At 69.1% G+C, this 11,849-nt stretch carries 11 protein-coding genes; 3 read left to right on the top strand and 8 right to left on the bottom strand.

Annotation, left to right across the window (positions count from 1 at the left end; all coding sequences use genetic code 11):
• Positions 1-2: 2 nt before the first annotated feature.
• Together ACK4SE_RS00895 and ACK4SE_RS00890 are read right to left on the bottom strand one after the other, a co-directional pair.
• The gene (locus ACK4SE_RS00895) at positions 3-1,505 is read right to left on the bottom strand and encodes a hypothetical protein (protein ID WP_409687378.1); all 1,503 of its coding nucleotides are present in this window, start codon (positions 1,503-1,505) and stop codon (positions 3-5) included.
• Between the two features lie 11 nt (positions 1,506-1,516).
• Entirely contained in the window at positions 1,517-3,013 is a 1,497-nt protein-coding gene (locus ACK4SE_RS00890; RefSeq protein ID WP_409687375.1) for a tetratricopeptide repeat protein, read from the bottom strand.
• A 253-nt stretch (positions 3,014-3,266) separates the two neighbouring features.
• Between ACK4SE_RS00890 and ACK4SE_RS00885 the strand changes: the two genes are divergently transcribed.
• On the top strand, positions 3,267-3,758 hold the full coding sequence (locus tag ACK4SE_RS00885; protein ID WP_409687372.1) for a GAF domain-containing protein: 492 nt from the start codon (positions 3,267-3,269) through the stop codon (positions 3,756-3,758).
• Here ACK4SE_RS00885 and ACK4SE_RS00880 read toward each other — a convergent pair.
• The 3 genes from ACK4SE_RS00880 to ACK4SE_RS00870 form a co-directional block, all read right to left on the bottom strand.
• Positions 3,755-4,036, bottom strand: a complete 282-nt coding sequence (locus ACK4SE_RS00880) for a SemiSWEET family sugar transporter (protein ID WP_409687369.1) — start codon at positions 4,034-4,036, stop codon at positions 3,755-3,757. The two genes, ACK4SE_RS00885 and ACK4SE_RS00880, sit on opposite strands and share 4 nt — an antisense overlap.
• A complete protein-coding gene (locus ACK4SE_RS00875) occupies positions 4,033-4,434 on the bottom strand; it encodes a low affinity iron permease family protein (protein ID WP_409687366.1) in 402 nt (133 codons plus the stop codon). The genes ACK4SE_RS00880 and ACK4SE_RS00875 overlap by 4 nt, the downstream gene beginning before the upstream one ends.
• 151 nt (positions 4,435-4,585) lie before the next feature.
• Positions 4,586-6,847 (bottom strand): S9 family peptidase, encoded by a 2,262-nt coding sequence (locus tag ACK4SE_RS00870; protein WP_409687364.1) that lies wholly within the window; start codon positions 6,845-6,847, stop codon positions 4,586-4,588.
• A gap of 163 nt (positions 6,848-7,010) precedes the next feature.
• Between ACK4SE_RS00870 and ACK4SE_RS00865 the strand changes: the two genes are divergently transcribed.
• The gene (locus ACK4SE_RS00865; protein WP_409687361.1) at positions 7,011-7,826 is read left to right on the top strand and encodes a ferredoxin--NADP reductase; all 816 of its coding nucleotides are present in this window, start codon (positions 7,011-7,013) and stop codon (positions 7,824-7,826) included.
• A gap of 42 nt (positions 7,827-7,868) precedes the next feature.
• A complete protein-coding gene (locus tag ACK4SE_RS00860; protein ID WP_409687359.1) occupies positions 7,869-8,195 on the top strand; it encodes a chorismate mutase in 327 nt (108 codons plus the stop codon).
• On the opposite strand, the gene ACK4SE_RS00855 is transcribed toward ACK4SE_RS00860, so the two are convergent.
• Genes ACK4SE_RS00855 through ACK4SE_RS00845 form a run of 3 tightly spaced genes read right to left on the bottom strand, consistent with a single transcriptional unit; the run spans position 8,192 to position 11,842 of the window.
• Positions 8,192-9,796, bottom strand: coding sequence for a cisplatin damage response ATP-dependent DNA ligase (locus ACK4SE_RS00855; protein ID WP_409687355.1), 1,605 nt, complete (start codon positions 9,794-9,796; stop codon positions 8,192-8,194). The genes ACK4SE_RS00860 and ACK4SE_RS00855 overlap by 4 nt on opposite strands.
• Positions 9,796-10,854: a ligase-associated DNA damage response exonuclease gene (locus ACK4SE_RS00850; RefSeq protein ID WP_409687352.1), complete on the bottom strand. Its 1,059-nt coding sequence runs from the start codon at positions 10,852-10,854 to the stop codon at positions 9,796-9,798. Before ACK4SE_RS00850 ends, ACK4SE_RS00855 begins: the two co-directional genes overlap by 1 nt.
• A 40-nt stretch (positions 10,855-10,894) precedes the next feature.
• Positions 10,895-11,842, bottom strand: a complete 948-nt coding sequence (locus ACK4SE_RS00845) for an aspartyl protease family protein (RefSeq protein WP_409687349.1) — start codon at positions 11,840-11,842, stop codon at positions 10,895-10,897.
• Positions 11,843-11,849: the final 7 nt, after the last annotated feature.

The raw sequence follows: 11,849 nt of genomic DNA, 5'->3' as shown, positions 1-11,849 counted from the left end.
GTCTACCAGATGCCGCGGCGGCCGCCCCGGTTCCAGCGGCTGTCTCCGACATAGCGGTCGTCGTAGGTGTAGCGGCCGTTCTGGTCGTACCAGCCGTAGCCCTGATTGTAGCGATCCCAGCCGTCCAGACCGTAGGCGTAGTCCTGATAGGGATCGCCGTACCAGCCGTCGTCCTGGGACCACCAGTCGCGGGGATAGGGGTCGTACTGGCACTGCCAGGACTGGCCCCGGGCCGGGGCGAAGGCGTAGCGGTCGCGGTAGCGGGGCTGGAACTGGGGACGACAGATGTCGTGGCGCGACCAGACCCGGTTGCCGTTCTCCTCGACCGACGCCCGGTCCTCGGCGAAGACCAGTTGGCGCACGCCCGCAAAGACATTGTCGGTAATGACCGCGCGGCCTGAGGCGGCGGCGACGCCGAGGGTGTCAGCGCGCACCCGGCTGTTGGTGAGCACGAGCTCGCCATTATAGAGGACCACGCCCTTGTCGGCGCGGCAGATGCGGCTATCGCGCACCTCCACCGAGACGCCCTCGATGGCCACGCCCTCCACATAGCCGCAGATGCGCGAGCCCTCGACGATGACCCGGCCGTAGTCGCGGCCCGAACGGACCATCAGGCCGATGGAGCGGGGGCCGAAATTGTTCGGCGCCTCGGTGCCCTTCATGGACACGCGGGTCAGCCGGGCGGTCTGGCCGGGGCCGGGGATCAGCTCCATGCCCGCCTGGGCGTGGGTGATGTCCACCTCATAGACCGTGACCCCCGCGCCGTCGGCGACGATGGCCGGGGCGATGGTGTGGGCCTCGATGACGCTGTTGCGGATGTCCAGCGCCCCGCCGTCCGCATAGATGGCCGGCTCGTCGCCGCCGTGGCGGAAGCCGGTGCGGTCGAAGATCATCTGGGCGCCGTAACCCACCACACAGGCCGCCTCCCCGGCGTTGCGGGATTCAAACACGATGTCGCGCACCTCGACCCGCACCCCTTGCGCCACCGTCATGCAGGGCAGGCCGTCCGGTGCCTGGATGGTGGCCGACGGCGACCGGTCCCAGTCGCGGCGGTCGAAGCCGGCGTCGCCCATGATGGTCATGGGCTTGTCGATGTTCATCCAGCCCACGCAGGCGCCTGCGCGACCGCGGATGATCAGGGTCCCGCCCGGCGCCACGCGGGCCACCGCATTCTCCAGCGCGCCCGAGCCGGGATTGCCGCCGCAGTCGATCAGCACCACCTGCTCGCTGGCCACAGGCGGGGGCGGATAGCCAAGGCCGCGTCCATAGCCGTGATCCCAGCGACGGCGGTGATCGCCATAGCTCCAGCGGCGCTGTGGCCGGGCCCGGGTGCGGGTGGGCGGGTCCAGCAGGATGCCGAAATTGGGCCGGGTTTGGCTTTCCACCTTGGCGGCGGTCTGGGCGCTGGCCGGGCCGTCCGCCAGACCCGCCAGACCGATCAGGGCCATGCCCGAAACAGCGGCGGCGAGGGTGACGCGGGCGGGGGTGAAGATGGGCTTTTTCATTTCCAGCGCCTCTATCGGCTTTGCGCGCGCGAGACCTGGGCCAGGACGGCCTGCAGGCGGGACGCCGACGGGGTGAAGCCCGACAGCGCGGATTCGATGCGGTAGACCACGGCCTCGGCCTTGTCCTGATCGGCCACCCCTGCCACGCCGAGGGCGAAGTAGCTGGACATGGCGAACTTGGCCTCGGGCGAGCCCTGACGATCGGCCTGCTGGAACCAGTGGAACGAGCGGGCGTAATCGGCCGGCACCCCGACCCCCTCCGCATACATCACCGCCAGCACCAGCTGGGCCTCGGACGAGCCGTTGACCGCCGCCAGCTGGATGGCGCGCAGCCGCTCCTGATAGGACAGCCGCCCCTCCATGGGATGGCCCAGCATGGCCTCCAGCGTCTCCACCTGACGCTTCGACAGGGCGTTGGGCGCCGAGGCGACCGTGTCGGTCACCCCCAGATAGCGCAGGGCCCGGCCCACATGGACGAAGGGCAGCTCGGTGATCCGCGTCAGGGCATAGTCATAGGCGTCCCCGCGCGACCGGCTTTCATCCGAATGGGGCACGCCCGAGCGGGGGGCCTCGTTGGGATAGAACTCGTATGGCGGCACCCACTGGCGGGCCTTGGCCTCCACGAAGGCGCCGTAGCGCGACCGGGCCGGCGTCGAGGCCTCGAAGTCGCGCAGCAGCACATAGGCGCCCACGTCGCCGGTCTGCACCGCCAGATAGTTGTAGAGATAGGCGTCCACGTCATTACGGGGAAACAGGTTCACCGCAGCGTTGCGACCGGTGCGCCCCACCCGCCGGGGCTCGCCGGGCCGCACGCCGTGCCCCCACGCCTCGCGCGCCTGATGGTTGTCGATGGGCTCCCCGAAGGGACCGTACAGCTCGTCATGCAGACGGGCCAGGGTGCGGTATCCGTCCGCGTCCTGGGTCGACAGCACATAGATGACCCGGTCGCGCACCTCTTCCTGCTCTTCGCGGGTCATGCGCGACAGCTGGGCGTCCAGACGCTGGTAGGCCACCCGGCGCTCAAAGGCGCGGCAGTCGTCGTAGCCGGACAGGGGCCGCCATGCGCCGAGGCCCGCGCGGCGCGCGCTGTTGATCGGAGCAAAGCCCTCGGTATTGGCCAAAGACATGGCGTACCAGACCGAGCTTTCGATGGGATCCTCCAGATTGCGATCGGTGGCCCGCACGGCGGCGTACCGCCCCCCCAGTTCCAGCTGGGCGAAGAAGTCCCCCCGGAACGCCAGACGACGCAGGCGGCGAATACCGGCCTCCTGATCGTTGAACTCGGAGCCCGTCACGGAACCAGGGCGTGGGCAGGCCGCCGAGGCCGGATCGCCGCGGGACCAGAACCTGAGCCCCCGGTCGCCAAATCCGGAGAGCATGAGGGCGGCGAGGATGGCTAGAACCACCGCGACCGCCGCCGCGATAAGCGGCAACGGCCCGCCGCCGACGGAGCGGTTGAACCGATCAAATCCTCGCCGTCTGGACTCAGGGTGGTCGTGATCGTCCATAACGCCCCGCTGACTTCAGGACCCAGACGGCCCGCGCATAACCCTGTTCGACCGGGACGATCCGGTCACGTTAACCATCTGTCAAGGTTAACGAGAAGTTAACGCTACGCGAGGTCAAGCGTTGCCGCATGATGGCGAAATTATGCGTTCCTGAGGCGAATCAGTGGCTTGGCTGTTCGCGTGAAAGACGAGGAGCCAGGGGCTGTCACAAAGGTTTCTGTGGACCTATATCCCGGGCGCAACAGGAGAGCCCATGGCCTACGCCGCCCGAGACGATCGCCCCGCCGACAAGGCCGCCCGCTATGCCGAGGTGGAGGCCGAAATCCTGGCCGTTCTGGACGGCGAGCCCGACCGCGTGGCCCGCATGGCCACCGTGTCGTCGATGCTGGCGGACGCGTTTCCGACCTTCTTCTGGACGGGCTTCTACGTCGTGGATCCGGCGCGCGGCGACGAACTGGTGGTCGGCCCCTATCAGGGCACGTTGGGGTGTCTGCGCATCGCCTTCGGGCGTGGCGTGTGCGGGGCCGCGGCCGCCGAGCGCCGCACCCAGATCGTCGAGGACGTGCACGCCTTCCCCGGCCACATCGCCTGCGATCCGCGCTCGGCCAGCGAGATCGTGATTCCGGTTCTGGATGCGTCCGGCGCCCTGATCGCCGTGCTTGACGTGGACGCGACCGAAAAGGCCGCCTTTGACGCCGTGGACGCCGAATGTCTGGAACGGCTCATGGCCGGCGTCTTCAGCTAGTCTTCCGGATCCCCATCCCGGAACCGCCATTTGCAGACCAGCGCCGTGATCGCCAGCGTCAGGGATACGCTGTTCGCCGCGACCAGCGGCCAGGCGCCCAGCATGACGCCGTAGATGGTCCAGAGCAGAAAGGCGCATACCGTCAGCGCATACATGCGCAGGGACACCGAAGAGGCGTCGCGCTCACGGATGATCTTGATGATCTGCGGCACGAAGCTGGTGATGGTGCACAGGGCCGCGCCCGTGCCGAGCACATTGATCCAGAGCGCGGCGCTCATTTCGCGGTCCCCTGCAGGGATTGGCGATGGCGGCGGGCCTTGTGGACCTCCATGGCCCGCTGCTCGACCTCGCGCAAAATCTCCCCGAGCTCGGCGTCCGTCAGATGCTCGATACCGATGAAACGGTTGCTTGCATCCTTGCTGGCGTAGACCAGCTCATCCAGCTTGGCCTGCATCGCCGCTGCGTCGCGGTTCTGGGTATTCTGGATCAGGAACACCATCAGGAAGGTGACGATGGTGGTGCCGGTATTGATGACCAGCTGCCATGTCTGGCTGAAGCCGAAGATCGGACCCGTCACCGCCCAGACCAGCACCACAAACAGGCAAAGAGCGAAGGTCAGCGGTCGTCCCGCGATGCGCGCCGTAGCGCTGGCGAACCGGATGAACAGTTTTTCCACGAGCGCCTAACGGCCACGCTGACCGCCGGTTCCTGCGGCAAGGCTGCGGGCCACAGCAGAGGTGCGGTCTCTTCGTCATCGTTGACACGGGTCAGGAAAGCCGGCGCCTGGAAAACCAGGCTTTGCTGCTCTCAGGCTTTGTGCCTGCGCATCACTCCCTCCGCTCCCCGATCGTGCGGTCCATGAAGTCCAGATAGGTGCGCCACTGGTGCAGTTGGCGCGGGTTGCCGCGGATGCCGTGGCGCTGGCCGGGATAGAGCATGGTCTCGAAGGGGACGCTCTGTTCCTGCAGCGCGTTCAGCACACGGGTGGTGTTCTCGAAGATGACGTTGTCATCGGCCATGCCGTGCAGCAGCAACAGCCGTCCGGTCAGCCGGTCCAGCTGATCCACCACGTCCGAGGCGGCGTAGCCTTCCGAGTTGTCCTGCGGCGTGGACATGAAGCGCTCGGTGTAATGGGTGTCGTACAGGCTCCAGTCCGTCACGGGCGCCCCCGAAATGGCCGAGGCCAGACCCATCTCCGGCTCGGTCAGCATGTGCAGGGTCATGAACCCGCCGTAGCTCCAGCCCACCGCCGAGATGCGGTCTGTGTCCACATATGGCAGGCTGCGCAGATACTCGGCGCCCAGAACCTGATCCTCGACCTCCACCGTGCCCATGCGCAGATAGAGCGCGCGCTTGAAGGCGGCGGACCGGTAGCCCTCGCCCCGATTGTCCATGCGGAAGACCACATAGCCCGCCTCGTTCAGCAGCCGCGTGGTCAGGGGCTGCCAGCCCCGCCGCACGCCGCCGCCCGACGGCCCGCCGTAGACCTGGATCACCGCCGGATAGCGCCGTGACGGATCGAAGTCCGGCGGCGTGGTCATCTGCCAGACCAGCGAATGCCCGTCCGGCGTCTCCAGCGCGCCATACTCCGGGGTGCGGTGGCGCGCCAGATAGGGGTGATAGGGATGATCCTCGCCCAGCCGGTTCTCCTCGATCCAGCGGACGAAGGTCCCGTCGGCGCTGTAGAGGCCGCTCTGCGACGGCGTCGCCGGATCGGAATAGTTCCCTAAGAAGGCCGTGGCCGGCCCGTTCATGCTCACGCTCCACCAGCCCCCGTCGGAGGTGACGGGCGTCAGCGCCCCGCCGTCCAGGGTGGTGCGCCACAGGCGCTGCTCGATGGGCAGTTCGCGCGCAACGCCGTCCTCGATCTGAAAGGACGCCGTGAAGAAGACCTCGCCCGTCTCCCCGTTGATCCCGTCCAGGGACTTCACGGCCCATTCGCCCTCGGTGATCTGGCGCACCAGCGTCCCGTCGGCCTCGTAAAGATACAGATGGCGCCAGCCGTCCTCCTCGCTGGACCAGACGAAACGGCCGTCCTCCAGCGCGCGGAAGTCGTGGGTCAGGCCGACCCAGGCGTCGTCGGTCTGGGTGACGATGACGCGGCTCTCGCCCGTGGCGGGATCGACGGCCAGCAGGTCAAGGGTCTGCTGGTCCCGCGACTGGCGCTGGACATACAGCGCACTGCCGTCGGCCGACCAGTTCACACGGGCCAGATAGATGTCGTCGTTCTCGCCCAGATCCACCTCGATCCGCTCGCCCGAGGCCACGTCGTGGATGAACAGGTCGACGATGGCGTTGGGCCGCCCGGCGCGGGGGTAGCGTTGCTGGATCGTCGTGGCGCCGCCGCCCTGAATGTCCAGACGCGGGATCACGTCGACGGTGCTCTCGTCCACGCGGGTCAGGGCGATGCGGGCCTCGTCGGGGCTCCACCAGTAGCCGGTGTCCCGGTCCATCTCTTCCTGGGCGATGAACTCGGCCGTGGCCCAGGTGATCAGGCCGTCGCCGTCGGTGGTGACCGCCCGCTCGTCGCCGCCGGCCAGCGGCTGGATGTACAGGTTCTGGTCGCGCACCCATGAGGCCCAAGTGCCCTGCGGCGATACCTTGGCGTCGATCTCATCGCCCTCGGTCTCGGTCAGACGGCGGACCTCGCCGTTGCGGTCGGCCAGGAAGATGTCGCCTTCCAGCGGGGCCAGGATGTAGCGGCCCTGCTCGTCCCAGGAATACTCCACCACCCCGCGCTGGCTGATGCGCATGCGTTCGCGCCGGGCGATCTCGGCCTCGGACAGCTCTCCGGCGTCCGGAACCAGCGCCCGGGCGTCGATCAGCTTGTAGGGCTCGCCCTCACCGGTGGGCGCGGCCCACAGGTCCAGGGTGTTCACGTCGTCCTCGCGCGAGCGCAGGAAGGCCACCAGCTCCCCGTCCGGCGACAGGCTGACCCCCCGGGCGACCGGGCCGTTCAGGCTGGGGTCGGCGAAGACACGCTCGGGGGTCAGAACAGGGGCGGCCGAGTCGATGGCCGAAACCTCTTGAGTCTGGGCGAAGGCGGGCGGGGCGATAAGCAGGCTCGAGGCCAGAAGCAGGGTGCGCATGGCCGCCAAGCTAGCGGCTCAGCGCCCCGTGACAACACTTTCCCGGGCGATGGGGAATAAGAATGGGTATCCGTCCCCCGCAGAAAATGTCGCGCCCGCCAAGCTTTCGCATCCGCCACGAAGGGCTTAAGTCCAACTCTCCCGCAACCGCGCAAAGCCTTCGATGACCGACACCCTCGCCGTCGCCGCGAAACCCGCAAAGCCCAGCCCGTACCACAAGACCGAGGTGCTGTGGGTCAGGCACTGGACCGACCAGCTGTTCAGCTTCGGCCTGTCGCGCGCCGAGGATTTCCGCTTCCGCTCGGGCGAGTTCGTGATGATCGGCCTGCCCACCGAGGCGGGCAAGCCGCTGGTGCGCGCCTATTCGGTGGCCAGCCCCTTCTGGGCCGAGGAGCTGGAGTTCTTCTCCATCAAGGTGGCCGACGGCCCCCTCACCTCACGGCTGCAGAAGATCCAGCCCGGCGACACGGTTCTGGTGGGCAAGAAGCCCACAGGCACCCTGGTGCTGGACGCCCTTACCGGGGGCGAGCGGCTGCACCTGATCGGCACGGGCACGGGTCTCGCGCCCTGGCTGTCGGTGGCGCGCGAGCCCGAAACCTATTCCCGCTTCGGCCGGGTGATCGTGACCCACACGGTGCGCAAGGCCGAGGATCTGGCCTATCGCGAATTCTTCGAGGGCGGCATCCACGAGGATCCGCTGATCGGCGATGAGGCGAAGGCCCAGCTTACCTATTATCCCACCGTGACGCGCGAGCCGTTCCACAATGCGGGCCGGATCACCGACCGCATCCGCTCGGGCGACTATTTCCGCGACCTGGGTCTCGAAGAGGGCTTCGATCCGGCGAAGGACCGCGTGATGCTGTGCGGCTCCATGGCCATGATCAAGGAGACGGCCGAGTTGCTGGAAGGCTACGGCATGCGGGAAGGCTCCAACGCCGAGCCCGGCGATTTCGTGCTGGAACGGGCCTTCGTGGGCTGACCGGGCTTGGCGGGCGCCGCGCCCTCCCCTAAAGCCGGGGCCATGACCGCGCCCATCGCCATCGACCCTCGCACCCGGCCCGAAGACTGCACCGATATGAGGCAGGTGCGCGAGGGCGTCGACGCCCTCGACCGCGCGCTGGTGACCCTGCTGGCCGAGCGGCAGCGCTACATGGAGGCCGCCGCGCGCATCAAGCCCAGCCGCGACGTGGTCCACGACGACTGGCGCATCGAGGACGTGGTGGCGAAGGTGCTGGCCGCGTCGGAAGCGGCCGGCCTGTCCCCCGCCATCGCCGAGCCCGTCTGGCGCAAGCTGATCACCCAGTGCATCGCCCACGAGTTCGGCGTCTGGGACCGCACCCGCGCCTAGTCCAGCATCCGCTCCAGCGTCGCCAGTTCATCCGCCTCCTTCGACGGCTTGTCCCAGCGGATGCGGCTGATGCGGGGAAAGCGCATGGCGACGCCGGACTTGTGGCGTTTGGACCGCTGCAGCCCCTCGAACGCCACCTCCAGCACCAGGCCGAACTCGCGGTCCGCCCGCACGGCGCGCACGGGGCCGAAGCGGTCGGTGGTGTGGTCGCGCACGAACTTGTCCAGCAGCTTCAGCTCCTCGTCGGTGAAGCCGAAATAGGCCTTGCCCACCGGGGTCAGCACGTGGGCGCCGTCCGCGTCTTCGGTCCAGACGCCGAAGGTGTAGTCGGAATAGAAGCTGGACCGCTTGCCGTGGCCGCGCTGGCCGTACATCAGCACCGCGTCGATCAGGTGCGGATCGCGCTTCCACTTGAACCACGGCCCCCTGGGGCGCCCGGCCTCATAGACGCTGTCCATACGTTTCAGCATCAGGCCTTCGGCGATAGCGGGGTCGCCCGGCGGCGGCGCGAGGCGCAGGGCGGCGAGGTCGTCCCATGTCCCGAACGGCTGAATGGGCGACAGGTCGATGCGGTCCGACGCCGCCGCCGTTACGAACGCCTCCAGCCGCGCCCGCCGCTCGGCGAACGGCAGGCCGCGCAGATCCTCGCCGTGCGCCGCCAGCAGGTCGTAAGCCCGCACCCCCGCCGGATTGGCGGCCACCAGCTTCGCATCCACCGTCTTCCGGTTCAGCCGTTGCTGCAGTTCACCGAACGAGGCGACCTGCCCGTCGCGCATGACCAGCAGCTCTCCATCGATCACGCCCTCATAGGTCAGGGCCTCCAGCACATCGGGAAAGGCGCCGGAGATGTCCTCGCCCGTGCGGCTGTAGAGCCGCTTCACCCCGCCCTCGGACACCGCCTGCACGCGGATGCCGTCCCATTTCCACTCGGCGGCGTAGGCGGCGGGGTCCAGTTTCGGCAGGTCGGTCGCCTCGTCCAGCGGCTGGGCCAGCATGACAGGACGGAAGCGGCCGTGGGCGTCGGCGGAGGGCCGCTCGGCCTTGCCCTCCAGCCAGGCGAACAGGTCGCCGTAGGGCGGTTCCTGGGCGTGCCAGACCTCCTGGATGTCGGCCACCGCGACCCCGCCGAAGTCCGCCGCCGCCTGCCAGGCCAGCCGCGCCGAGACGCCCACCCGCAGCCCGCCGGTCAGCAGCTTCAGCAGGGCCCAGCGCCCGTCGGCGTCCAGCGCATCCAGCCACCCCTCCAGCAGCGCCTGCACCTCGCCCCGCTTCGCATGGGTCAGGGCGTCGATGACCTCCGACAGCCCCGGCTCGCGGTTGGCGCCGTGCTTCGCCGGCCAGATCAGGGCGACGGTCTCGGCCAGATCGCCCACATAGTCGTAGGACAGGCGGAACAGCTCGGGATCGACCCGGCCCTCCACCGCCTGGCGGATCATGGCGGGCTTGGCGGCCTTGAACGACAGGGCCCCGGTCAGCGCCGCCAGGGCCCAGCCCCGGTCCGGGTCCGGCGCGTCCACCAGATGGTCGCGCATCAGGGTCAGCTTGGCATTGCGCGACGCCGTCATGGACAGCCGGTCCAGCAGGGTGGCGAAGGCGCGCATCAGGCCTCGCCCTCCCCGCCCGGCTCTGAGCCGCCCATTTCCTCGTCGTCCTCGTCCTCATAGCCCACCAGATGCAGGGCCCGGGCGTTCAGGCCGTTCAACGCGGCCCAGCGGCACAGGGCGTCGTCCCGCCCGTGGGTGATCCAGACCTGATCGGGCCTCAGTTCGGTCAGGGTGTCGGTCAACTCGTCCCAGTCGGCGTGGTCCGACAGGATCAGCGGCAGCTCCACCCCCCGCTGCCGGGCGCGGGCCCGCACCCGCATCCAGCCGGAGGCGAAGGCCGTGACCGGATCAGGAAAGCGCCGGCTCCACCGATCCGCGATGGCCGAGGGCGGGGCCAACACGATCTTGCCCGCGAAGTCCGCCTTCGATCCCGTCGCGGGCGCCAGCGGCCCCAGATCCACCCCGTAATGCTCGTACAGCCGGTTCAGCCGCTCCAGCGCCCCGTGGACATGGATCGTCTCGTCATAGCCGGCCTCGCGCAGAAGGCGGATGACGCGCTGGGCCTTGCCCAGGGCGTAGGCCCCGACCAGATGGGCCCGGTCGGGAAACTGGGTCACGGACTTGAGCAGATGGCCGATCTCGCCCGCGTCGGGCGGATGGCGGAACACGGGCAGACCGAAGGTGGCCTCGGTGATGAACACATCGCAGGGCACCGGCTCGAACAGGGCGCAGGTGGGATCGCGCCGCCGCTTGTAGTCGCCGGACGCCACCACGGTCAGGCCCCGATGGCTCAGCACCGCCTGGGCCGAGCCCAGCACGTGGCCTGCGGGGGCGAACCCGACCGAGACGCCGTTGACCTCGGTGCTCTCGCCATAGGCCAGACCCTGGGTCCGACCCGCGAAATCCTTGCCGTAGCGCTCGCCCATGATGGCCAGGGTCTCGGGCGTCGCCAGCACCGACCCGTGCCCGGCCCGCGCATGGTCCGCGTGGCCATGGGTGATGACGGCCCGGTCCACGGGCCCCGGCGGGTCGATGTAGAAGTCGCCCGGCTCGCACCACAGGCCTCTCGGCGTGGGACGCAGCAGGGCTTCGGGCTTCAGGGCTGACGGCGGCATGGCGTGATCATAAGGCGCCTTTCGCCAAGCCGTTCCCGGATCAGTGGACCAGCATCCGCCCGGCGCCGATGTCCAGGATCAGCCGGTCGTCGCGGAACAGGCCCATGCCCGCCAGCACCGCCGGCACGCCCGGCAGGGCGCTGCGGGGATAGGCATGAACCTCGACGTCTTCATAAAGGCGCTCACCCAGGGTCAGGGTGCGGGCCGTCACCACCTGGCCCGCCAGCACGCCGCCCAGAACGATGCTGGAGGCGTCGCGGGTCTCGCGCCCATCCAGCAGCCCGGCGGCGGCGGCGGCTTCCATGTTCAGACTCAGGGCGGGCGAGGCGCCGGTGTCCACCACCGCGTCCAGCACAGCGCCCTCCAGCGAGACCTGGGTCATCAGGGACCGGCCCTCGCGCGTGGCGGGCAGGACCTGGGCCCCCGCCGGCGCCACGGCGGCCTCGTCGCGTCCGAAACGCAGGCGGCGGCGCGGGAAATCAATGTCCAGCGCCATGCGGCTCAGCACGTCATAGCCGAGGATCAGTCGGGTGTTCAGGCCGCTGGACGCCAGCGGGCCCAGATCCAGAACTCCCGCCGTCAGACCGCTCAGGGTCATCCAACCCAGCCGCACGTCGGCGCTGACCGCATGGCCCAGTTGCGCCCCGCCGCCCAGGCCATAGGCGATCTGGGGCGGGCTGAGGCGGCGACGCAGGTCCAGTTCCTCCGCAAGGCTGGCGTCCACCACCGAACGCTGGGCGCCGCTGTCGATCAGGGCGTCCACCGCCGTCCCGTTGATCATGGCGCGGGTCGAGACGAACAGGCGGTGCTCGGTGGCGAAAGCCAGCCAGCCGCTGGTCCCGTCCTCGGCGAAGGTCGCGCTCGGTCCCGGCCAGAACAGATTATCCCGCGCCCACCACGCCGCAGCGCCCCCCAGGCCTAGCATGCCGAGGCTGGTCAGAACGGAACGGCGCGATCGGCCGCGCGGGCGGGAGTGGGAATCGGTCACGGTCAGC

The sequence above is a fragment of the Brevundimonas sp. genome (assembly GCF_046293315.1).
Classification (GTDB): Bacteria; Pseudomonadota; Alphaproteobacteria; order Caulobacterales; family Caulobacteraceae; genus Brevundimonas.
The sequence above is the reverse complement of the archived record's forward strand: the minus strand, read 5'-3'. Positions and strand labels throughout refer to the sequence as shown.

Coding starts and splice junctions, on each gene's coding strand:
- ACK4SE_RS00850 (WP_409687352.1), bottom strand. CDS start 10,854: ATGCCGCCGTCAGCCCTGAAGCCCGAAGCCCTGCTGCGTCCCACGCCG.
- ACK4SE_RS00895 (WP_409687378.1), bottom strand. CDS start 1,505: ATGAAAAAGCCCATCTTCACCCCCGCCCGCGTCACCCTCGCCGCCGCT.
- ACK4SE_RS00870 (WP_409687364.1), bottom strand. CDS start 6,847: ATGCGCACCCTGCTTCTGGCCTCGAGCCTGCTTATCGCCCCGCCCGCC.
- ACK4SE_RS00860 (WP_409687359.1), top strand. CDS start 7,869: ATGACCGCGCCCATCGCCATCGACCCTCGCACCCGGCCCGAAGACTGC.
- ACK4SE_RS00855 (WP_409687355.1), bottom strand. CDS start 9,796: ATGCGCGCCTTCGCCACCCTGCTGGACCGGCTGTCCATGACGGCGTCG.
- ACK4SE_RS00880 (WP_409687369.1), bottom strand. CDS start 4,036: ATGAGCGCCGCGCTCTGGATCAATGTGCTCGGCACGGGCGCGGCCCTG.
- ACK4SE_RS00890 (WP_409687375.1), bottom strand. CDS start 3,013: ATGGACGATCACGACCACCCTGAGTCCAGACGGCGAGGATTTGATCGG.
- ACK4SE_RS00865 (WP_409687361.1), top strand. CDS start 7,011: ATGACCGACACCCTCGCCGTCGCCGCGAAACCCGCAAAGCCCAGCCCG.
- ACK4SE_RS00885 (WP_409687372.1), top strand. CDS start 3,267: ATGGCCTACGCCGCCCGAGACGATCGCCCCGCCGACAAGGCCGCCCGC.